This window comes from Streptomyces sp. NPDC060232 (assembly GCF_042726555.1).
Taxonomy (GTDB): domain Bacteria; phylum Actinomycetota; class Actinomycetes; order Streptomycetales; family Streptomycetaceae; genus Streptomyces.
Window position 1 is genome coordinate 213,607 of sequence record NZ_JBHXAG010000007.1, and the last position, 20,738, is coordinate 234,344.

The following is a 20,738-nucleotide window of genomic DNA, read 5'->3' on the forward strand; positions in this document are numbered from 1 at the left end:
CTCCTTCACAGATGGCGACGTCGCTGCGCGGCTTGCCGGTCGTACTCTTCACGGGCCTGGGACGCCGCCTTGCGGGTCGCGGTCTCGGCCACAGGAACATCCCACCACGCCTGTGCCGGGGGCGGGCCCGACACAGTGTCGGGCGTTCGGGTCTGTACGTAGACACATGTGGGACGCGTCGCCGAGCGGGCCTCGGTGAGGGCTTCCCGCAGGTCACGTGTGGTGCGGGCGCGGATCACGGCCATTCCGAGGGAGGCCGCGTTGGCCGCGAGGTCCACCGGAAGGGGGTCCCCGGTGTACGTGCCGTCGGCGGCCCGGAAGCGGTAGGCGGTGCCGAAGCCCTCGGCTCCCACCGCCCCCGAGAGGCCGCCGATGGAGGCGTAGCCGTGGTTGTCCAGGACGACCACCTTGATCGGGACGCCCTCCTGGACGGCCGTGACGATCTCGGTCGGGTTCATCAGGTACGTCCCGTCGCCGACCAGCGCCCACACGGGCCGGCCGCGCGCGGCGAGCGCGACCCCGATGGCGGCGGGGATCTCGTAGCCCATGCAGGAGTACCCGTACTCCACGTGGTACTGGTCCGCGGACCGGGCCCGCCACAGTTTGTGCAGGTCGCCGGGGAGCGAGCCGGCGGCGTTGACCAGGATGTCGGTGGCGTCGACGAGCCCGTCGAGGAGCCCGAGCACCTGGGCCTGGGTGGGCGGGAGCTCCTCGTCGGGCGCGGGCACGGCGTACGCCCGGTCGACGGCGGCGTCCCAGCGGGCGGCCTCCCGCCGGTACGCCGTCTCGTACGCGGGGTCCACCCGGTGGCCGGCCAGCGCCTCCCGGAGCTCGTCGAGGGCCTCGCGGGCGTCGGCGACCAGGGGGCGGGCGGCGAGTTTGTGGGCGTCGTACGGATCCAGGTTGAGGCCGACGAACCGGACGGCCGGATTCTGGAACAGGGTCGCCGAGGCGGTGGTGAAGTCGCTGAGCCGGGTCCCGGCGGCGAGGACCAGGTCGGCCTCCCGGGCAAGGGCGTCGGCGGTGGCCGTGCCGGTGTGGCCGATCCCGCCGACGTCGGCGCGATGGCCGTGCGGGAGCACGCCCTTGCCCGCCTGTGTGACGGCGACCGGGATCCCGGTCGCTTCGGCGAGGGCGGCGAGGGCGGCCTGGGCCCCGCTGTGCCGGATCCCGCCGCCGGCGACGATCAGGGGGCGCGCGGAGCCCCGTACGGCGTCCGCGGCGGCGGCGAGCTCGGCCCGGTCGGGTCGCGGGCGCCGTACGCGCCAGACCCGCTCGGCGAAGAACTCCTCCGGCCAGTCGTACGCCTGCGCCTGCACGTCCTGCGGCAGCGCGAGGGTGACGGCGCCGGTCTGCACCGGGTCGGTGAGCACGCGTACGGCCTGGAGCGCGGCCGGGACCAGGGCCTCGGGGCGGGTGATCCGGTCGAAGTGGCGGGAGACGGGCCGCAGGGCGTCGTTGACGGAGACGTCCCCCGCGTAGGGCACCTCCAGCTGCTGGAGCACGGGATCGGCGGGGCGGGTGGCGAAGGTGTCCCCGGGCAGCAGGAGCACCGGGATCCGGTTGATGGTGGCGAGGGCGGCGCCGGTGACGAGGTTGGTGGCGCCGGGGCCGATGGACGTGGTGACGGCGTGCGTGGACAGCCGGCCGCTCTGGCGGGCATACCCGACGGCGGCGTGCACCATGGCCTGCTCGTTGCGGCCCTGGAGGAAGGGCATGGCGCCGGGGCCGCTGCCGCCGGTCTCCAGGAGGGCCTGGCCGATGCCGGCGACGTTCCCGTGCCCGAAGATCCCCCAGGTGGCGGCGACGAGCCGGCGGCGCCGGCCGTCGCGCTCGGTGTACTGGGCGGCGAGGAAGCGCAGGAGCGCCTGGGCGACGGTGAGCCTCATCGGTGGTCCTCCGCTCCTGCTCGGGGGAAGGGCAGCCGCGGGTCGACGTCCTGCCCCGCCCAGGTCCCGCGGATCCAGCCGTGGTCGGGGTGGTCGCGGATCAGCCACTCCCGCGGCCCGCCGGTGTCCGGTCCGGCCATCACGTTCAGGTAGTACATGTCGTGCCCGGGGGCGGCCATGGACGGGCCGTGCCAGCCGTCCGGGATCAGCACGGCGTCGCCGGTGCGCACCTCGGCCAGGATGTCGGTCTTCCCCGCCGGGGAGGGCGTGACGCGCTGGTACCCGAGGCCTGGGGTGTCCCCGTGGGGGGCGATCTCGAAGTAGTAGATCTCCTCCAGGCGGGACTCCGCGCCGGGGCGGTGCTCGTCGTGCTTGTGCGGGGGGTACGAGGACCAGTTGCCGCCGGGTGTGAGGACCTCGACGGCGATCAGCCGGTCGCACTCGAAGCCGGTGGGGCCCGCGCAGGCGAAGTTGTTGACCTGCCGCGAGCACTGGCCCGCGCCCCGCAGCTCGACGGCCACGGCCTCGGCCGGGCCGTACCGGGGGGGCAGCCGGCGCTCGCAGCGCGCCCCGGCGAGGGCGAAGCGGCCGCCGCCGGCCGACGCCACCTCCACCCGCGCGTCCCGCGGCACGTACGCGAAGTCGGTGACGGCCTGGAACACCCCCGTCCGCCCCCGCAGTTCGAAGACGTGCGGCTCCGCTGCGGGGGCGCCGCCCCCGAACCCCCGCGCCTCAAACGCCGACGAGGCTGATTTCGGCTGCGGTCCGCTCTCCGCGAGCCCTCCTGCAACGCCGTCCGGCGGCACATCCAGCCTCGCCGGCGTTTGAGGCGCGGGGTCCGGGGCGGCGCCCCGGCAGCGGACCTGGCAGCCGCCCGACAGCGGGAGCACGATCCATTCCGCGTCGCCGCAGGCGAACCCGTACGTCTCCCCCGGCTCAAGCGCCAGCACCCGCAGCCGGGTCCACTCCATCCCCCACTCAGACACCACCGGCACGCCCCAGCACCTCCTCCACCTCGTGAGAGAACGGCATCGCGCTGGAGCACGCCAGCCGCGAGGCCACGATCGCCCCCGCCGCGTTCGCGTACCGCACGACACGCTCCACATCCCATCCCGCCAGCAGCCCGTGGCACAGCGCCCCGCCGAACGCGTCGCCGGCGCCCAGCCCGTTGACCACGTCCACCGCGACCGGCGCCGCCTGCGCCACCGTCCCGTCGCGGTGGACCGCCAGCACGCCGTCCGCGCCGCGTTTGACCACCGCCAGTTCCACCCCGGCGGCGAGCAGCGCCCGGGCCGCCGCGTACGGCTCGGACTCGCCCGTGGCGATCTGGCACTCCTCCGGGTTCCCGACGGCGACCGTGGCGTGCGCGAGCGCCCGCTCGTAGTACGGCTCCGGTTTCTCCCGCCACAGCATCGGCCGCCAGTCGAGGTCGAACACCGTCGTCGCCGACCGGTCGCGGCCGCCGCGTGCCTCCAGAGCCGCCAGCGTCGCCGTCCGCGAGGGCTCTTCGCTCAGGCCCGTGCCCGTCATCCAGAACACGCGGGCCGCCCGAACCGACTCCAGGTCCACCTCATCCGCGGCGATCTCCAGGTCCGGGGCCTTCGGCAGCCGGTAGAAGTACAGCGGGAAACGGTCGGGCGGGAACATCTCGCAGAAGGTGATCGGTGTGGGGAGCCCGGGGACCTCGGTCACCCACCGGTCGTCCACCCCGAAACCCCGCAGTTCGGTGCGCAGATACGCGCCGAAGGGGTCCGTGCCGGTCCGGCTGATCAACGCCGCCCGCCGGCCCAGACGGGCCGCCGCGACGGCCACGTTCGCCGGGGAGCCGCCGAGGAACCTCCCGAAGGTCTCCGCCTCGGCCAGTGGTACGCCCGTCGTCAACGGGTAGAGATCCACCCCGATCCGGCCCATCGTGATCAGGTCGAACGCGAACGGATCGCCGGTGCCGGTGCCGGTCACAGTCAGTCCTCCCACTCGTCCTCCACCCTAAGGTGGCCGCTATGACGTCCTCCCCACCCGCGTTGACCCGTATCCGTATCGGTTCGGCTCCGGACTCCTGGGGTGTCTGGTTCCCCGACGACCCGCAGCAGACCCCCTGGCGGCGTTTCCTCGACGAGGTGGCCGAGGCCGGGTACGAGTGGATCGAGCTCGGCCCGTACGGCTACCTCCCCACGGATCCCGCCCGCCTCGCCGAGGAGACGGCCGCGCGCGGCCTGCGGGTCTCCGCCGGAACCGTCTTCACCGGACTCCATCACGGGCCCGCCGTCTGGGAGGAGACCTGGGAGCACGTGTCGCGGATCGCCGCGCTCACCCAGGCCGTGGGCGCCGCCCATCTCGTCGTCATCCCCTCCTTCTGGCGGGACGACAAGACCGGGAAGGTGCTGGAGGACCGCACCCTCACCCCCGCCCAGTGGCGCGAACTGGCCTCACAGACCGAGCGTCTGGGCCGCGAGGTGCAGGACCGGTACGGGCTGCGGATCGTCGTCCATCCGCACGCCGACACCCACATCGACACCCCTTCGAGCGTGGCCCGCTTCCTGGACGCCACCGACCCCGGCCTGGTCTCGCTCTGCCTGGACACCGGCCACTACGCGTACTGCGGCGGGGACAGCGTGCAGGCCGTCGAGACCTTCGCCGAACGGATCGGCTACCTCCACCTCAAGCAGGTGGACCCGCGGATCCTCGCCGAAGTCGTCGCCGAGGAGCTGCCCTTCGGGCCGGCCGTGGCCCGCGGGGTGATGTGCGAGCCGCCGTCGGGGGTGCCCGCGCTGGAGCCCGTACTGGCCGCGGCCCAGCGGCTGGGGGTGGACCTGTTCGCCATCGTGGAGCAGGACATGTACCCGTGCCCGCCCGACCGGCCGCTGCCGATCGCCCGCCGTACCCGTGCCTACCTGCGCTCCTGCGGCGCCCGCTGACCTTTCGGGAGGAACTCGACATGACCAGCACGCTCGGCATCGCCGTCATCGGCACCGGGAAGATGGGCGCGGACCACGTGCGCCGGTTCGGGCGGACCGTCGGCGGGGCCCGGGTGGTGGCCGTGGCCGATCCGGACGGGGACCGGGTCAAGGAGGTCGCTCGCACCCTCGACGGCGCGAGCGCGCACACCGACCCGGCGGCGGCGACAGCCGCGCCCGGGGTCCAGGCCGTACTGATCGCGTCGCCCGGGCCCGCCCACGAGGAGGCGATCCTGCACGCCCTGGAGCGGGAGCTGCCGGTGCTGTGCGAGAAGCCGCTGACCCCGGAGCCCGCGGGGGCCCTGCGTGTCATGGAGGCGGAACAGCGGCTGGGGCGGCGCCTGGTGCAGGTGGGGTTCATGCGCCGCCACGACGCCGAGTACGAGCGGCTCAAGGAACTGCTGGACGCGGGCGGGATCGGCCGTCCGCTCTTCCTGCACTGCCGGCACCGCAACGCCTCCTCACCGTCCTTCTTCACCAGCGACATGCTGATCAGCGACTCCGTGGTGCACGAGGTGGACGCCGCCCGGTGGCTGCTGGGGCAGGAGATCACCGCGGTGACGGTGCTCTCGCCGCGGCCGTCGTCGGCCGCGCCCGAGGGGCTGAGCGATCCCCGGATGGTGTTGCTGGAGACCTCCGGAGGGGCCGTGGTGGACGTGGAGATCTTCGTCAACTGCGGCTTCGGCTACCAGGTGCAGTGCGAGGCGGTCGGCGAGGCGGGCAGTGCCCGGATCGGCGACGGCCACGCGATGGTGGTACAGGCGGCGGGCCGGTGGGGCGGCGCGATCGACCAGGACTTCACGGTGCGCTTCGCCGACGCCTACGACCGTCAGCTGCGGCGCTGGGTGGCCGCCGCCGCACGCGGACGGGTGGCGGGGCCCGACGCGTGGGACGGCTACGCGGCGGCCGCCGTCTCCGAGGCGGGCCTCGCGGCCGCGCGCAGCGGCGTACGGACCGTGGTGGAGCTCGCGGAACGGCCGGCCCTGTACCGCTGATCCCCGGGCAGGCCGAATCCCCCGGGCAGGGGACGGGCGGGTACGGAGAGCGAGCCGGGGCGGCGGGTGATCGGCGGGAGGAGTCGGTGGGTTTCCGTACCGGCCGGCCGCAGCCTCCTCCACGGGCCGGCGACGCGCGCCGTCCGCGGTCGCTGCACCCACCGTCGGCTCGGGGCCCGCTGTCCGGTTCAGTCCTGCTCCGGCAGCGGCGGCGGCTCCTCGTCGGGGGCGGCGGGGTCGGTCTCGCCGCGCAGGCGGTGCCAGCGTTCGGTCGCGAGGTCGAGCTGCCGCGGGGGCGTCGGACAAGTCGTTCGCCGCCGCGTGCACGGCGGCGGGCCGGCGTAAGCCGAGCCGGACCGCTGCGCCCCCTTGCGGCCCCTTGTTGCCATCGGGGCACAAGGGTCTCCCTTCTGTCACGCATGTCCGCGTTACGCGGGTTTTCCGTCACAGGGGGTCGACAGCCCCTCCCGGGCCCTCGTCCCGCGTCGTTCCCCGGGCACAACGCGAGTGATCGTCAGCGTCCACGCGCCGGATTCCCCGACGGCCGCCCGGCCGGCCCGGCGGCGTGGACCAGGAGGTGTCCAAGATGAGCGACCGACAGCTGTGGTCGTACAAGGAGATCGCCGCACACATCCGGGTCCAGCCGGACACCGTGCGCTCCTACCGCAAGCACGGCCTTCTGCCGCCGCCCGACCACGTGGAGGGCGGCAAGCCGTACTGGTACGCCGAGACGGTCCGCGCCTGGGTGGCCCGTCGGCCCGGCAACCGGGGGCGCCGCGTGGACTGAGCCCGCCGCGGCGCGGAAAGCCGCAAGCCGATGCTCGCTTTATACCCCCCAGGGGTATAGTCTCGGATGGCCGGGAGGACGGTGGAGCCATCGGCCGCCCCTCCCGGCGACCGGACACACCCCTGAAGAGGAGAACGACATGACCGCCGAGACGGACACCCAGACCACCACCGTCTACCGGGTGACCGGCATGACCTGCGGCCACTGCGAGGGCGCGGTGACCAGCGAGATCTCCGCCCTGCCGGGCGTCACCTCGGTCAAGGCCGTCGCCGCGTCCGGCGAGGTCACCGTGGTCTGCGCCGCCCCGCTCGCCGACGAGGACGTCCGCGCCGCCGTGGACGAGGCCGGCTACGAGTTCGCCGGACGGGTCTGAGCGGCACCCGCCCCCTCCTTCGGCAGCCCCCGCGGCACTCCGCAGCACCCTGCCGGGCCGTACCGGCCAGCTCATACTGGACCCGCACGGCCCGGCCATCCCCCTGGAGCCGGAACATGACCAGCACAGTGCACGACGGACCGATAACGGCGGTCGAACTCTCGATCGGCGGGATGACCTGCGCCTCCTGCGCGGCCCGCATCGAGAAGAAGCTCAACCGGATGGACGGCGTCGAGGCCACGGTGAACTACGCCACCGAGAAGGCCCACGTCTCCTACGGCGGCGGCGTCCAGGTCGCGGACCTGATCGCGACCGTCGTCAGGACCGGCTACACCGCCGAGGAACCCGCGCCGCCCGCCCCGCCCGCCCCGGCGCCCGGCGGGGAGGAGCCGGCCGCGGCGCCCGACCCGGCGCTGTCCGCCCTGCGGCAGCGCCTGCTCGTCTCCGCCGCGCTCGCCCTGCCCGTCGTCCTGCTCGCGATGATCCCCGCCCTCCAGTTCGACAACTGGCAGTGGCTCTCCCTGACCCTCGCCGCGCCCGTCGTGGTCTGGGGCGGCCTCCCCTTCCACAAGGCCGCCTGGACCAACGCCCGGCACGGCGCCGCCACCATGGACACACTGGTCTCGGTCGGCACGCTGGCCGCCTTCGCCTGGTCGCTGTGGGCGCTGTTCTTCGGCCACGCGGGCATGCCCGGCATGCGGCACGGCTTCGACCTCACTGTTTCCCGTACGGACGGCTCCTCGGCCATCTACCTGGAGGTCGCCGCCGGGGTCGTCACCTTCATCCTCCTCGGCCGCTACCTGGAGGCCCGCTCCAAGCGGAAGGCGGGCGCGGCCCTCAAGGCACTGCTGGAGCTGGGCGCCAAGGACGTCGTCGTCCTGCGCGCGGGCAAGGAGGTACGCATCCCGGTGGCCGCGCTCACCGTCGGCGACCGTTTCGTCGTCCGCCCCGGCGAGAAGATCGCCACCGACGGCACCGTCGTCGAGGGCAGCTCCGCCGTGGACGCGTCCATGCTGACCGGCGAATCCGTGCCGGTCGAGGTGTCCGTGGGCGACGTGGTCACCGGCGCCACCGTCAACACCTCCGGGCGCCTGCTCGTCGAGGCCACCAGGGTCGGGGCCGACACCCAGCTCTCCCGGATGGCCGGGCTGGTGGAGGACGCGCAGAGCGGCAAGGCCGAGGTGCAGCGCCTCGCCGACCGGATCTCCGGGGTCTTCGTGCCCGTCGTCCTGGTCATCGCGCTCGCCACCTGGACCGCCTGGCTGCTCGTCACCGGCGACCCGACGGCGGCCTTCACCGCCGCCGTCGCCGTACTGATCATCGCCTGCCCGTGCGCGCTGGGCCTGGCCACCCCGACCGCGTTGATGGTCGGCACCGGCCGGGGCGCGCAGCTCGGCATCCTGATCAAGGGCCCCGAGGTGCTGGAGTCCACCCGCCGCGTGGACACCGTCGTCCTCGACAAGACCGGCACCGTCACCACGGGCCGGATGACCCTCGCCGGCGTCGTCGCCGCCGAGGGGGTCGACGAGCTCGAACTGCTGCGCCTGGCGGGCTCCCTGGAGCACGCCTCGGAGCACCCGATCGCCCGGGCGGTGGCCACCGCCGCCGCCGACCGGGCGGGCTCCCTGCCCGTGCCGGAGGGCTTCGAGAACCTCGCCGGTCTCGGCGTCCAGGGCGTGGTCGACGGCCACGCCGTGCTGGTGGGCCGCGAGCAGCTGCTGGCGGACTGGTCGATCGCCCTGCCGGCCGGGCTGGCCGAGGCCAAGGCGGCCGCCGAGGCCGAGGGCGGCACCGCCGTGCTGGTGGCGTGGGACGGCGCCGCGCGCGGGGTCCTGACCGTGGCCGACGCGGTCAAGGAGAGCAGCGCCGAGGCGGTCGCCCGGCTGCGGGGACTGGGCCTGACCCCGGTGCTGCTGACCGGTGACAACCGGGCCGTCGCCGAGTCGGTGGCCCGCGAGGTGGGCATCGACGAGGTGATCGCCGAGGTGCTCCCGCAGGACAAGGTGGACGTCGTCCGCCGCCTCCAGGAGCAGGGCCGTACGGTCGCCATGGTCGGCGACGGGGTCAACGACGCGGCCGCGCTGGCCCAGGCGGACCTGGGGCTGGCCATGGGAACCGGCACCGACGCGGCCATCGAGGCCGGCGACCTGACCCTCGTACGGGGCGACCTGCGGGTGGCGGCGGACGCGATCCGGCTCTCGCGCCGGACCCTGGCCACCATCAAGGGCAACCTCTTCTGGGCCTTCGGCTACAACGTCGCCGCCCTCCCGCTCGCGGCGGCCGGCCTGCTCAACCCGATGATCGCGGGGGCCGCCATGGCCTTCTCCTCGGTCTTCGTGGTGACCAACAGCCTGCGGTTGCGGTCCTTCCACTAGGCAATCACCTTCGCATCGTTCCCACACTTCCTTCACGGGAGACGCAGATCACAGTGACCTCGACGTAACCATCCGGGGTCGTGACAGGTCTAATGGGACGATGCCAGGAACGTCTTGGGGGACGTTCCACGGAAACCTTGGGGGTTTTCCGTGGCATCCGCCGGCCGGGACACGTGCCCGCGGGAGGCTTTGAGCGGCCCTCCCGACCCGAACGGGTCCCGGCTCAAGGACGCCCCGATCCGGGTCCCGTGGGGGGAATCCGTTTCGGGGGGAAGAGGGAAGCGCCCCGACCGTCGACCCGTGGGGGGATCGACGGCGGGGCGCTTCTCGTGTGCCTGGGGCGGCGCCGCGCGGTCCTGCGCGGCGCCGGGGAGCCTCGGGGCCTCGGAGCTTCGGGTCAGCGGGCCTCGACGGGAACGAAGTCGCGCAGGACCTCGCCCGTGTAGATCTGGCGCGGGCGGCCGATGCGGGAACCCGGCTCCTTGATCATCTCGTGCCACTGGGCGATCCAGCCGGGGAGGCGGCCGAGCGCGAAGAGCACGGTGAACATCTCGGTCGGGAAGCCCATGGCCCGGTAGATCAGACCGGTGTAGAAGTCCACGTTCGGGTAGAGGTTGCGCGAGACGAAGTACTCGTCGGCGAGCGCGTGCTCCTCCAGCTTGAGCGCGATGTCGAGCAGCTCGTCGCTCTTGCCGAGCGCCGAGAGGACGTCGTGCGCCGCAGCCTTGATGATCTTCGCCCGGGGGTCGAAGCTCTTGTAGACACGGTGCCCGAAGCCCATGAGGCGGACGCCGTCTTCCTTGTTCTTCACCTTGCGGATGAAGGCGTCGACGTCGCCGCCGTCGTTCTTGATGCCTTCCAGCATCTCGAGGACGGACTGGTTGGCGCCGCCGTGCAGCGGGCCCCACAGGGCCGAGATGCCGGCGGAGATCGAGGCGAACATGTTCGCCTGCGAGGAGCCGACCAGGCGCACGGTGGAGGTGGAGCAGTTCTGCTCGTGGTCCGCGTGCAGGATCAGCAGCTTGTCGAGCGCGGAGACCACGACCGGGTCCAGGTCGTACTCCTGGGCCGGCACGGAGAAGGTCATGCGCAGGAAGTTCTCGACGTAGCCGAGGTCGTTGCGCGGGTAGACCACCGGGTGGCCGACCGACTTCTTGTAGGCGTAGGCCGCGATCGTCGGGAGCTTGGCCAGCAGCCGGATCGTCGAGAGGTTGCGCTGCGTCTCGTCGAAGGGGTTGTGGCTGTCCTGGTAGAACGTCGACAGCGCGCTGACCACCGAGGACAGCATGGCCATCGGGTGGGCGTCGCGCGGGAAGCCGTCGTAGAAGCGCTTGACGTCCTCGTGCAGCAGCGTGTGCTGGGTGATCTCGTTGCGGAACGACGCGAGCTGGTCGACGGTCGGCAGCTCACCGTTGATCAGCAGGTAGGCGACCTCGATGAAGGTCGAGCGCTCCGCCAGCTGCTCGATCGGGTAGCCGCGGTAGCGCAGGATGCCCTGCTCACCGTCGAGGTAGGTGATCGCGGACTTGTAGGCGGCGGTGTTGCCGTAGCCGCTGTCCAGCGTGACGAGCCCGGTCTGGGCCCGCAGCTTCGAGATGTCGAAGCCCTGGTCGCCGACGGTGCTCTCCACCACCGGGTAGGTGTATTCGCCGTCCGCGTACCGGAGTACTACAGAGTTGTCGCTCACGTCATCCCTCACCGACGTAGTGCCTCTTCTTCGAGGTGCCCTGACTGCCTCTACCTTCCCCCATTTGGCGCAGAAGAGTGCACTCGGGGTCGGCCTTCGGTCCTGTTGACGGCACTGAGTGCCGCCAACCTGCTCATCCTGCCCCCTCCGCCGGGCGGCGGGAACCCCAAATGATCGATCATCTAGGTGATGTTTCCCACCGGTATCCGTCCGGACAGCCGTGCCGCGACCGCCGTGTACCTTCTGCCTGCGGAAACGGTACGCACCGCCTGGGCGAGGGCTTTCCGTGACCCGACGAGGACGACCAGTTTCTTCGCCCTGGTCACCGCCGTGTAGAGCAGATTGCGCTGGAGCATCATCCAGGCGCCGGTGGTGACCGGGATCACCACGGCGGGATATTCACTCCCCTGGGAGCGGTGGATGGTGACGGCGTAGGCGTGGGCCAGCTCGTCGAGCTCGGAGAACTCGTAGCTGACCTCCTCGTCCTCCTCCGTCCGCACCGTCAGGCGCTGTTCGACCGCGTCCAGGCCGATGACCACGCCGACGGTGCCGTTGAAGACGCCGCTCACACCCTTGTCGTAGTTGTTGCGGATCTGGGTGACCTTGTCGCCCACCCGGAAGACCCGGCCGCCGAACCGCTTCTCCGGCAGGTTCGGCCGGGCCGGGGTCATCGCCTGCTGGAGCAGCCCGTTGAGGTTGCCCGCGCCCGCCGGGCCGCGGTGCATGGGGGCGAGCACCTGGACGTCCCGCCTCGGGTCGAGGCCGAACCGGGCCGGGATCCTGCGGGCCGCCACGTCCACGGCCAGCACGCCCGCCGCCTCGGTGTCCTCCTCGGGGAAGAGGAAGAAGTCCGGCAGCCCGTCGGTGATGGGCTGGACACCGGTGTTGATCCGGTGCGCGTTGGTGACCACCCCGGACTGCTGGGCCTGCCGGAAGATCCGGGTGAGGCGCACCGCGGGCACCGGGCCGCCCTCCGCGAGCAGGTCCCGCAGCACCTCCCCGGCACCGACCGACGGCAGCTGGTCCACGTCTCCCACGAGCAGCAGGTGGGCACCCGGCGCCACGGCCTTGACCAGCTTGTTGGCCAGCAGCAGATCCAGCATCGAGGCCTCGTCGACCACGACCAGGTCGGCGTCCAGCGGCCGGTCCCGGTCGTACGCCGCCTCCCCGCCCGGTTTGAGCTCCAGCAGCCGGTGCACCGTGGAGGCCTCGGCCCCGGTGAGCTCCGAGAGCCGCTTCGCCGCCCGGCCGGTGGGCGCGGCCAGTACCACCTTGGCCTTCTTGGCCCGGGCCAACTCCACGATGGAGCGCACCGTGAAGGACTTGCCGCAGCCGGGGCCGCCCGTGAGGACGGCCACCCGGCGGGTCAGCGCCAGTCTGACCGCGTCCCGCTGCTCGGGGGCGAGCGCGGCCCCCGTGCGCCCGGCGAGCCAGCCGAGGGCCTTGTCCCAGTCCACGTCCTGGAAGGACGGCAGCCGGTCGTCCTCGGCGTTCAGCAGTCGGCGCACCTGCCCGACCAGGGACAGCTCGGCCCGGTGGAAGGGCACCAGGTACACGGCGGTCAGCGGATCGGGCCCGCCCTGCGGATCGGGCACGGACTCCCTTACGACGCCTTCCGGGTCGGCGGCCAGCTCGGCCAGGCACTCGATCACCAGCCCGGTGTCGACCTGGAGCAGCTTGACGCCGTCGGCGATGAGCTTCTCCTCGGGCAGGAAGCAGTGGCCCTGGTCGGTGGACTGGGACAGGGCGTACTGCAGCCCGGCCTTGACCCGCTCGGGGCTGTCGTGCGGGATCCCGACGGCCTGCGCGATGCGGTCGGCGGTGAGGAAGCCGATGCCCCACACGTCGGCGGCGAGCCGGTAGGGCTGGTTCTTGACGACGGAGATGGAGGCGTCGGCGTACTTCTTGTAGATGCGCACCGCGATGGAGGTGGAGACGCCGACGCCCTGGAGGAAGACCATGACCTCCTTGATGGCCTTCTGCTCCTCCCAGGCCGCCCCGATCAGCTTGGTCCGCTTGGGGCCGAGCCCGGGCACCTCGATCAGCCGCTTCGGCTCGGCCTCGATCACGTCGAGCGTGTCGGTGCCGAAGTGCTCCACGATCCGGTCGGCGATCTTCGGGCCGATGCCCTTGATCAGGCCGGAGCCGAGGTAGCGCCGGATGCCCTGGATGGTGGCGGGCAGGACGGTGCGGTAGTTCTCCACGCTGAACTGCCGCCCGTACTGCGGGTGGGAGCCCCAGCGGCCCTCCATGCGCAGCGATTCGCCGGGCTGCGCCCCGAGCAGCGAGCCGACCACGGTGAGCAGGTCGCCGCTGCCGCGGCCGGTGTCGACGCGGGCGACCGTGTAGCCGCTGTCCTCGTTGGCGTAGGTGATGCGTTCGAGCACACCCTCGACCACCGCCAGTTGCACCGCCGCAGGTGCCCCGTCCGTTGCCATGACCCGAAAGCTACCGGGCGGCGCCGACATCCCGTCAGGCCTGTGGACAGCGCGAAGGGGGTCCCGCCTCACGGCCGGACCCCCTCACGGTTACCCCTCCCTCGTCGGACTTCCCGATCCCCCCGGATCCCTCCCCGGAAGTGCCGACGCACCATACGACCCGCGGCACCCCGGGACGGTTGCATCCGGAGCGGCAGATTTACGTTTCCGTTACCCAGCGCCTACCCGATGTGGCGGTGAATCGGCACAGAAGCAGCGTTTCAGGCACCAGCGAGTTTTCGTTGCAGGGCCTCATCGGGCAGGACCGGCGCCCGCCTCTGCGGGACGACTCCCCGCGCCGACGGCCGCAGTACGGGCCCGGGGCCGCGCGGGGTCCAGCGACGTCAGCGCCACCCCGCCCACCAGCAGCACCGCCGCAACCCAGCGCAGGCCCGACACCTGCTCTCCCAGCACCAGGGCCGCCGAGGTCATCCCGAAGACCGGCACCAGCAGGCTGAACGGGGCCACCGACGAGGCCGGGTAGCGGCGCAGCAGATATCCCCAGGCCCCGAAGCCGAAGACGGTCGAGACCCAGGCGACGTACGCGATGACGCCGGCCCCCGACCAGTCCAGGGCCCGCAGCGCGGCCAGGTCCCGTTCCGGGCCCTCCAGGAGCAGCGAGAGCCCGAGCAGCGGCAGCACGGGGACCGTGCACACCCACACCATGAAGTTCAGCGCGTCCGGCGGGGAGGCCTTGCGGGTCAGGACGTTGGACACGCCCCAGCAGGCGGCGGCCGCCACGACCAGGGTGAAGCCGAGCACCGGCCCGGAAGTGCCCCCGTCCGCGGCGGCGACAGCGATCCCGGCCAGCGCCACGGCCATGCCGGCCACCCGTACCCGGCCCGGCCGCTCGCGGAGCAGGACGGCGGCGAGTACGGCGGTGAAGACGGCCTGGATCTGGAGGACGAGCGAGGACAGCCCGGCCGGCATGCCCGCGTCCATACCGGTGAAGAGCAGGCCGAACTTGGCGATGCCGAGGGCGATCCCGACCCCCGCGATCCACTTCCAGGCGACCTTGGGCCACCCGACGAAGAACACGGCGGGCAGGGCGGCGACGAGGAAGCGGAGCGCGGACAGCAGCAGGGGCGGGAAGTGGCCGAGTCCGATCTCGATCACCACGAAGTTGATGCCCCAGACGGCGGCGACGAGCACGGCGAGTGCGGTGTGTACGGGACGCATGCACCGAGCATCACCTCGACGAACCATGTAGCACCAGCACGAATCTCTTCGTCGATGGATGAAGCGCTGCTTATGAATAGGATGGAGGCATGCTCGATCTCGCCAGGCTGCGCGCCCTGCACGCCGTATCCGTCCACGGCTCGGTCGCGGCTGCGGCGGCCGCCCTCGGCTACACCCCCTCCGCGGTCTCGCAGCAGATCGCCAAGCTGGAACGGGAGACCCGCACCACCCTGCTGGAGCGGCGCGGGCGCGGGGTCGCCCTCACCGAGGAGGCCCGCCATCTCGCCGACACCGCCCAGGAGTTGCTGGCGATCGTGGAACGCGCCGAGACCACCCTGGAGGAACGCCGCGGGCAGCCGAGCGGGCTGCTCACGGTCGCCGCGTTCGCCTCGGCCGCACGCGGGCTGCTGCCGGGGGTGCTGGCCGACCTGGCCCACCGGCACCCGGCCCTGGACGTACGCCTCACCGAGGTCGACCCGCACCTGTCCGTGGACCTGGTGGCCCGCGGCGTCACCGACCTGGCGGTGGCGCACGACTGGGACATCGCCCCGCTGCCCGCACCTGAGGGGGTGGAACAGGCCCTCATCGGGGACGACCTCTGCGACCTGGTGGTACCGGCCGGCCACCCCTTCACCGCCCGCGGGGCCGTCCGGCGCCCGGACCTCGGCGGCCAGCGCTGGGTGTGCCAGCCGCCGGGCCGGGTCTGCCACGACTGGCTGATGCGGACGCTGCGCGCCGCGGGCTTCGAGCCCGACATCGCGCACGTCGCGGAGGAGAACCACACGATCGTCGCCCTGGTCGCGGCCGGACTCGGGGTGGCGGTCGTCCCCCGGCTGGGCACCGGCGAGCTGCCGCCGGGGGCCGTGGCCGTACCGCTGGAACCGGGCCCGGTCCGCCGGCTGTACGCCCTGTGGCGCACCGGAGCCGCCCGCCGTCCGGCCATCACCGAAACGGTCCGCACCCTCCAGGACCACTGGCCCGCGCAGTAAGCCGGCCGACGGGGCCGGGCCGCACCCGGCACGCCAACCGGTCCCCGGGGCCACGACCCGACGGGGCCGGGCCCATCCGGGATCCCCGCCCCTCCCCGGGCACGGCCGCCGACGGGGCCGGGTGTGTGCCGGGGTGTCCCCGCAGGGCGCCGAACGCAACCACCCCGCGCGGCGCACCACCCCGCCACGTTCGGCGCCCGAGGAGACACCCCGGCGCGCGGCCGGCCCCGACCGTCCCCGCGCCGGCCGACAGGCCCAGCTCGGCGGGCCCCGGCCACCGCAGGCCCGGCCGGTAGCCCCGGCCCGCAGGCCCGCCCGGCAGCCGCCGCCTACCGCCCGCCGGCCCCCGGCGGCGGCGACACGCCCCGACACGCCCGGCGGCGTCCGGACGGCACCGGTAGGGTCCGGCGCGTGCCGAACCACGCCTCCCGCCGGACCCTGCTCGCCGCGGCCGCCGCGGCCGCCGCCACGGCCGCGGGGGCGGTCGCCGCCACCTCGGGCACCGCCCGCACCGCCGCCGTCGACTCCCTCAACCCCGAGGAGCCCGCGGGCCGCCGACCCGACCGGGCAGGCCTCCGGCGCGCCGTGGACCGGATGAGCCTCGCCGAGAAGGTCGGGCAGCTCTTCGTCTCCCGGGCGTACGGGCACTCCGCTTCCGCACCCGACCCGGCGGACGCCGAGCAGAACCAGGCCCTCTTCGGCGTGCGCACCGCCGCCGAGCTGGTCTCCCGCTATCACCTCGGCGGGATCGTCTACTTCGCCTGGGCCCACAACACCCGTACCCCGCACCAGATCGCCGCGCTGTCGACCGGCCTCCAGCAGGCGGCCCTCACCTCCGGCGCCCGGATCCCGCTGCTGCTCTCGACCGACCAGGAGCACGGCGCCGTGGCCCGCATCGGCAAACCCGCGACGCTCTTCCCGGGGGCGATGGCGCTCGGCGCCTCCGGTTCCGCCGCCGACGCCCGGCGCGCGGCCCGGATCGCGGGCTCCGAGCTGGCCGCCATGGGCATCCGGCAGGACTACGCCCCCGTCGCCGACGTCAACGTCAACCCGGCCAATCCGGTCATCGGCGTCCGCTCCTTCGGCTCCGACCCGCGCGCCGTCGCGGAGCTGGTCGCCGCCCAGGTACGCGGCTACCAGGGCGCCGGGGTGGCCGCCACCGCCAAGCACTTCCCCGGTCACGGGGACACCGAGACCGACAGCCACGTCGGCCTGCCGGTCATGCGGCACACCCGCGCAGAGTGGGAGGAGCTGGACGAGCCGCCCTTCCGGGCGGCGGTGGAGGCCGGCGTGGACGCGATCATGACGGCGCACATCGTCTTCCCCGCGCTGGATCCCTCGGGGGACCCGGCGACCCTCTCCCGGCCGATCGTGACCGGCATCCTGCGCGAACGCCTCGGCTTCCAGGGGGTGGTGGTCACCGACGCCCTGGACATGGCCGGCGTCCGCCAGAAGTACGGCGACGACCGCGTGCCCGTACTGGCCCTCCTGGCGGGCTGCGACCAGCTGCTGAACCCGCCGGACCTGCCGCTCGCCCACCGCAGCGTGCTGGCGGCCGTCGAGTCGGGCGAGCTGGCGGAGGACCGGATCGACGAGTCGGTGCTGCGGATCCTGGAACTGAAGTCCCGCCGGGGGCTGTTCGACGAGGCGTACCCCTCCGCCGCGGCGGTGGACGCGGGTGTGGGTGTACGCGAGCACCTCGACGCCGCCGACCGGATCGCGGCCGCCACCACGACCCTGCTGGCGAACCCCGGCGCCCTGGTGCCGTTCGACGCCAAGGCCGCACCGCGGCTGCTGGTCACCGGGGCCGACCCGGTCTCCCCCAGCGGCACCACCGGACCGCCCACCGTCGTCCTGGCCCGGGAGCTGACCGTGCTGGGCTGCCGGGCCACGGCGGTGGCGCCCGTGCGCGCGGCGGCCGCGGCGGCCGGTCACGCGGCGGTGCTGGTGTGCACGTACAACGTCCCGGAGGGGGACGGCCCGCAGCGCACCCTGGTGGGGGACCTGGTCGCCACCGGTGTCCCGGTGGTCCTGGTGGCGCTGCGCAACCCGTACGACCCGGCCCGGCTGCCGGCGTGCGCGGCGGAACTCGCGACGTACTCGTGGGGGGACGCGGAGATGCAGGCGGCGGCCCGGGTCCTGACCGGGGCGGCGCGGCCCGCGGGCCGTCTGCCCGTCCCGGTCCCAGGCCGCTACCCGCTGGGGCACGGGCTCTCCCTCGACGCGTGAACCCGGCCGCGCGGACGGCGGAGGGCGCGCCCGCACGGGTGCGGACGCGCCCTCGTCCCTTCCAGCCGTGAGGCCCTTACGGGCGCAGCTGCGGCTCGCGCTCCAGGTCGCGCCGGTCGAGCTCGGCGTCCGGGGCCGCCAGCGGGGCCGCCCGGCCCGCGTCGGCGAGCGCGGCGGCCGGAGCCACCCCGGCCCACTGGAGGATCTTGGCGGTCGCGAGGGCCTTCTCGCCGTCGAGGAGCTTGGCGACGTTCGCCCCGTGGTTGGCGCCCGGCGCGATCATCACGTGGCTGTCGCGTGCGCCGTAGCCGATGCGGAACGGCTCGGCGCCCCACGGGTCGTTCTGCCCGTACACGAACAGCATCCGGTCGGCGTGGTCGCGCACCCACCTGTCGATGTCGGCCATGGCTCCCGGCTGGAAGGTCATGGGGATGTCGCGGGGCACGAAGTTGCGCGGCGGCTGGTAGCCGTAGCGGCTGAGGTTGCCCAGGTGCGGCTGCTTGATGTCCGGGGAGCCGAGCTGGGTGCCCGCCTGGTAGTAGTACGGCGTGTACGTCTCCAGGCCCTGGTCGGTGTAGGCGGAGAAACCGGAGATCGCGTCGATCGAGTCCCAGATCTCCTGGTCGGTGGCGGTGGCGGCGGCCGGGATCGAGGCGCAGTCGGCCAGCAGGCTGTACTGCCAGAAGGCCCACACGTAGTCGAGGACGACGGCCTCGTAGGCCTTGTCGAGGTTGCCGATGGTGGTGAAGGTCCAGCCGTTCTCGGCGGCGGCCGTCGCGTACCTGGCCTCCAGCGGCTCACGGCGCACCAGTGCCTCGCGCTGCACCGCGTTCAGCCTGTCGCGGCACTCCTTGGTGCCGACCTTGGCGAAGAACCGGTCGTAGGCCGAGTCCTCCTTGTTGACGACGTCGTTGGGCGCGACGTAGGCGACGACGCCGTCCATGTCGCGCGGGTAGAAGCGCTCGTAGTACGTCGCCGTCATGCCGCCCTTGCTGCCGCCGGTGGCCAGCCAGTTCTTCTTGTAGATCTTCTTCAGGGCGGTGAAGATGCGGTGCTGGTCACTGGCGGCCTGCCAGATGTCCAGGTTGGCCCAGTTGGCCGCGTCGGGCCGGGAGGGCGTGAAGAATCGATACTCCATGGACACCTGGTTGCCGTCGATGATGGTCGTCGGCTCACTGCGGCGCGGGTTGGTGTTGACGTTGTAGCCGGAGGTGAAGAACACCGACGGCCGGGAGACGTCCTTGTGCAACAGGGTCAGGCGCTGCTTGAAGGTGCCCTTCCACGGCTGCCGGTGGTCGACCGGCTGCTCGTAGTTCAGCACGAAGAATCGGTAGCCGGGGTACGGCTTCTCCTCGATCAGGCTCATCCCGGGAATGCCGAGGATCTGGTCCTTGATGTCCGCGGCGGCCGCCGGCTCCGCGGCGGTGGCCGCGTGTGCCGTGGAGCCCGCCGCACCCATGGTGCCGATGAGCACCACGAGCGACAGCAGCCATCCGAGCGTCTTGCGCATTCGCCCTCCCCTTGAGTTCACTTCGGTCGCCGTGAACCTAGCCGGGCCAACACGCCACTGAACAGACCCAGTTGGGACTGTCCCTCAACACAGGATCCAGCCGGAGTCGGCCGAACCGGCTCCCACGCCCCCCTTTACATACACACAGCGACTGATCGCCCCTACGCTGACGGGCCCGGCATACCGGGTGAATCGCCCCGCGTCGCGCACCGGCGCCCCGCCGCGCGGCTGGATGCTCACCGCCATCCGCCGGCGCTCGCCGGGCGTGCGGGCCACGGCCACCGCGCAGGCCCGGTTGCGGCTCTTGAAGACGCGCAGCTCACCCTCACCGAAGGCCACCGTGCGCGCGAGCCGCCCCGCACACCCGCCGCTCGCGGCCTGGACGGGCGGCCCGGCGAACAGCCCGCCGACACACAGCCACAGGGCCGCTGTGAGCGCTCCCAGCGACGCGGCCCGACGGCCGTGCCCGCTCTGCCAGTTCACCATCCAACCCCCCGATCGGTCATGCGCACGGTGTGCGCACGCACGTACGACGCCTGGAGGCCGCGAAAGGTTGCCGTCGCCAAGGACCGGGCCCGTCCCACCGCGGGCCGCCCCTCCCTCGTACGGGTGCATCCACAACTCCCCGTCGGGACCGCGGGAGTTCACGATCCACCGGGACATTACGCTAGGTGACGACAAGCCCGCACAACGCATCCGCAGAGGCAGAGGCGGACGTAGCCGTGAAAGGCACCCACATGACGAACGACCTGCTCGACCGCAAGCTGGAGCGCGCCTTCACGCATCTGGACGCCGACCGCAGCGGGGTGATCGACGCCGACGACATCATCGCGCTCGGCTCCCGGCTGCTGACCGCCCTCGCCGAGCCCGCCGACTCACCCAAGGCCACCCTGGTGATGGGCGGGCTGGCCGACTTCTGGCAGGACCTCTTCACCGAACTGGACCTGGACCGGGACGGCAAGGTCACGCCCGAGGAGTACAAGGCGGGCATGACCCGGCTGTACGCGCAGGGCGGGCCGGCCTACGACCGTTCGTTCCGTCCGATGATGCGGGCGATCCTCACGATCGTGGACACCGACGGCGACGGGCGCATCAGCCCGGAGGAGTTCCACCGGGCGCAGGAGGCCTTCGACACGGACCTGAGCCCCGCCCACACCGAGGCGCTGTTCCACCGGATCGACGCGGACGGGGACGGCACCTTGACGGTGGACGAACTCCTCGGCGCGGTACGCGAGTACTACACCGGCACCGACGAGGACGCCCCGGGGAACCTGCTGTTCGGCGAGTTCTGATC

17 protein-coding genes are annotated in these 20,738 nt (G+C 73.0%); 8 read left to right on the forward strand and 9 right to left on the reverse strand.

Features of this window, described 5'->3' with window-relative positions; all coding sequences use genetic code 11:
- Positions 1-5: 5 nt before the first annotated feature.
- Genes iolD through iolC form a run of 3 tightly spaced genes read right to left on the reverse strand, consistent with a single transcriptional unit; the run spans position 6 to position 3,863 of the window.
- On the reverse strand, positions 6-1,889 hold the full coding sequence (gene iolD, locus ACFWFZ_RS13450; protein ID WP_387121136.1) for a 3D-(3,5/4)-trihydroxycyclohexane-1,2-dione acylhydrolase (decyclizing): 1,884 nt from the start codon (positions 1,887-1,889) through the stop codon (positions 6-8).
- On the reverse strand, positions 1,886-2,884 hold the full coding sequence (gene iolB / locus ACFWFZ_RS13455) for a 5-deoxy-glucuronate isomerase (RefSeq protein ID WP_387121139.1): 999 nt from the start codon (positions 2,882-2,884) through the stop codon (positions 1,886-1,888). The genes iolD and iolB overlap by 4 nt, the downstream gene beginning before the upstream one ends.
- Complete coding sequence (gene iolC, locus ACFWFZ_RS13460) at positions 2,868-3,863, reverse strand: 5-dehydro-2-deoxygluconokinase (protein ID WP_387121141.1); 996 nt, start codon at positions 3,861-3,863, stop codon at positions 2,868-2,870. Before iolC ends, iolB begins: the two co-directional genes overlap by 17 nt.
- Positions 3,864-3,889: 26 nt before the next feature.
- On the opposite strand from iolC, the gene ACFWFZ_RS13465 reads away from it, so the two are divergent.
- Both ACFWFZ_RS13465 and ACFWFZ_RS13470 read left to right on the forward strand, forming a co-directional pair.
- Positions 3,890-4,804 carry a sugar phosphate isomerase/epimerase family protein gene (locus ACFWFZ_RS13465; protein ID WP_387121143.1) on the forward strand — a complete coding sequence of 305 codons (915 nt, stop codon included), beginning with the start codon at positions 3,890-3,892 and terminating at the stop codon, positions 4,802-4,804.
- A 20-nt stretch (positions 4,805-4,824) separates the two neighbouring features.
- On the forward strand, positions 4,825-5,838 hold the full coding sequence (locus ACFWFZ_RS13470; RefSeq protein WP_387121146.1) for a Gfo/Idh/MocA family protein: 1,014 nt from the start codon (positions 4,825-4,827) through the stop codon (positions 5,836-5,838).
- 188 nt (positions 5,839-6,026) lie between these two features.
- On the opposite strand, the gene ACFWFZ_RS13475 is transcribed toward ACFWFZ_RS13470, so the two are convergent.
- Complete coding sequence (locus ACFWFZ_RS13475; protein WP_387121149.1) at positions 6,027-6,227, reverse strand: hypothetical protein; 201 nt, start codon at positions 6,225-6,227, stop codon at positions 6,027-6,029.
- Between the two features lie 197 nt (positions 6,228-6,424).
- Here ACFWFZ_RS13475 and ACFWFZ_RS13480 point away from each other — a divergent pair, with 197 nt between their 5' ends.
- The 3 genes from ACFWFZ_RS13480 to ACFWFZ_RS13490 all read left to right on the forward strand — a co-directional run bounded on the left by ACFWFZ_RS13480 (position 6,425) and on the right by ACFWFZ_RS13490 (position 9,373).
- Positions 6,425-6,625, forward strand: coding sequence for a helix-turn-helix transcriptional regulator (locus ACFWFZ_RS13480; protein ID WP_387121152.1), 201 nt, complete (start codon positions 6,425-6,427; stop codon positions 6,623-6,625).
- Positions 6,626-6,764: 139 nt separating this feature from the next.
- The gene (locus ACFWFZ_RS13485; protein WP_387121155.1) at positions 6,765-6,998 is read left to right on the forward strand and encodes a heavy-metal-associated domain-containing protein; all 234 of its coding nucleotides are present in this window, start codon (positions 6,765-6,767) and stop codon (positions 6,996-6,998) included.
- Between the two features lie 116 nt (positions 6,999-7,114).
- On the forward strand, positions 7,115-9,373 hold the full coding sequence (locus ACFWFZ_RS13490; RefSeq protein WP_387121158.1) for a heavy metal translocating P-type ATPase: 2,259 nt from the start codon (positions 7,115-7,117) through the stop codon (positions 9,371-9,373).
- A 397-nt stretch (positions 9,374-9,770) separates the two neighbouring features.
- On the opposite strand, the gene ACFWFZ_RS13495 is transcribed toward ACFWFZ_RS13490, so the two are convergent.
- The 3 genes from ACFWFZ_RS13495 to ACFWFZ_RS13505 all read right to left on the reverse strand — a co-directional run bounded on the left by ACFWFZ_RS13495 (position 9,771) and on the right by ACFWFZ_RS13505 (position 14,716).
- Positions 9,771-11,060: a citrate synthase gene (locus tag ACFWFZ_RS13495; RefSeq protein ID WP_030029946.1), complete on the reverse strand. Its 1,290-nt coding sequence runs from the start codon at positions 11,058-11,060 to the stop codon at positions 9,771-9,773.
- 182 nt (positions 11,061-11,242) lie between these two features.
- The gene (locus ACFWFZ_RS13500; RefSeq protein ID WP_387121161.1) at positions 11,243-13,498 is read right to left on the reverse strand and encodes an ATP-dependent RecD-like DNA helicase; all 2,256 of its coding nucleotides are present in this window, start codon (positions 13,496-13,498) and stop codon (positions 11,243-11,245) included.
- Positions 13,499-13,789: 291 nt separating this feature from the next.
- Positions 13,790-14,716 carry an EamA family transporter gene (locus ACFWFZ_RS13505; RefSeq protein WP_387121164.1) on the reverse strand — a complete coding sequence of 309 codons (927 nt, stop codon included), beginning with the start codon at positions 14,714-14,716 and terminating at the stop codon, positions 13,790-13,792.
- A gap of 89 nt (positions 14,717-14,805) precedes the next feature.
- Here ACFWFZ_RS13505 and ACFWFZ_RS13510 point away from each other — a divergent pair, with 89 nt between their 5' ends.
- Together ACFWFZ_RS13510 and ACFWFZ_RS13515 are read left to right on the forward strand one after the other, a co-directional pair.
- Entirely contained in the window at positions 14,806-15,705 is a 900-nt protein-coding gene (locus ACFWFZ_RS13510) for a LysR substrate-binding domain-containing protein (protein WP_387121167.1), read from the forward strand.
- Positions 15,706-16,116: 411 nt separating this feature from the next.
- Positions 16,117-17,934 (forward strand): glycoside hydrolase family 3 N-terminal domain-containing protein, encoded by a 1,818-nt coding sequence (locus ACFWFZ_RS13515; protein ID WP_387121170.1) that lies wholly within the window; start codon positions 16,117-16,119, stop codon positions 17,932-17,934.
- Between the two features lie 76 nt (positions 17,935-18,010).
- On the opposite strand, the gene ACFWFZ_RS13520 is transcribed toward ACFWFZ_RS13515, so the two are convergent.
- Entirely contained in the window at positions 18,011-19,444 is a 1,434-nt protein-coding gene (locus ACFWFZ_RS13520; protein ID WP_387121173.1) for an aminopeptidase, read from the reverse strand.
- Positions 19,445-19,528: 84 nt separating this feature from the next.
- A complete protein-coding gene (locus ACFWFZ_RS13525; protein ID WP_387121176.1) occupies positions 19,529-19,930 on the reverse strand; it encodes a hypothetical protein in 402 nt (133 codons plus the stop codon).
- A 251-nt stretch (positions 19,931-20,181) separates the two neighbouring features.
- Here ACFWFZ_RS13525 and ACFWFZ_RS13530 point away from each other — a divergent pair, with 251 nt between their 5' ends.
- Complete coding sequence (locus tag ACFWFZ_RS13530) at positions 20,182-20,736, forward strand: EF-hand domain-containing protein (protein WP_387121179.1); 555 nt, start codon at positions 20,182-20,184, stop codon at positions 20,734-20,736.
- Positions 20,737-20,738: the final 2 nt, after the last annotated feature.

What these genes read in the sequence shown, in the direction of transcription:
- ACFWFZ_RS13470 (WP_387121146.1), top strand. Translation starts at nt 4,825, where the DNA reads ATGACCAGCACGCTCGGCATCGCCGTCATCGGCACCGGGAAGATGGGC.
- iolD (WP_387121136.1), bottom strand. Translation starts at nt 1,889, where the DNA reads ATGAGGCTCACCGTCGCCCAGGCGCTCCTGCGCTTCCTCGCCGCCCAG.
- ACFWFZ_RS13510 (WP_387121167.1), top strand. Translation starts at nt 14,806, where the DNA reads ATGCTCGATCTCGCCAGGCTGCGCGCCCTGCACGCCGTATCCGTCCAC.
- ACFWFZ_RS13490 (WP_387121158.1), top strand. Translation starts at nt 7,115, where the DNA reads ATGACCAGCACAGTGCACGACGGACCGATAACGGCGGTCGAACTCTCG.
- ACFWFZ_RS13485 (WP_387121155.1), top strand. Translation starts at nt 6,765, where the DNA reads ATGACCGCCGAGACGGACACCCAGACCACCACCGTCTACCGGGTGACC.
- ACFWFZ_RS13525 (WP_387121176.1), bottom strand. Translation starts at nt 19,930, where the DNA reads ATGGTGAACTGGCAGAGCGGGCACGGCCGTCGGGCCGCGTCGCTGGGA.
- ACFWFZ_RS13500 (WP_387121161.1), bottom strand. Translation starts at nt 13,498, where the DNA reads ATGGCAACGGACGGGGCACCTGCGGCGGTGCAACTGGCGGTGGTCGAG.
- ACFWFZ_RS13520 (WP_387121173.1), bottom strand. Translation starts at nt 19,444, where the DNA reads ATGCGCAAGACGCTCGGATGGCTGCTGTCGCTCGTGGTGCTCATCGGC.
- ACFWFZ_RS13465 (WP_387121143.1), top strand. Translation starts at nt 3,890, where the DNA reads ATGACGTCCTCCCCACCCGCGTTGACCCGTATCCGTATCGGTTCGGCT.
- ACFWFZ_RS13480 (WP_387121152.1), top strand. Translation starts at nt 6,425, where the DNA reads ATGAGCGACCGACAGCTGTGGTCGTACAAGGAGATCGCCGCACACATC.
- ACFWFZ_RS13530 (WP_387121179.1), top strand. Translation starts at nt 20,182, where the DNA reads ATGACGAACGACCTGCTCGACCGCAAGCTGGAGCGCGCCTTCACGCAT.
- ACFWFZ_RS13475 (WP_387121149.1), bottom strand. Translation starts at nt 6,227, where the DNA reads ATGGCAACAAGGGGCCGCAAGGGGGCGCAGCGGTCCGGCTCGGCTTAC.
- ACFWFZ_RS13505 (WP_387121164.1), bottom strand. Translation starts at nt 14,716, where the DNA reads ATGCGTCCCGTACACACCGCACTCGCCGTGCTCGTCGCCGCCGTCTGG.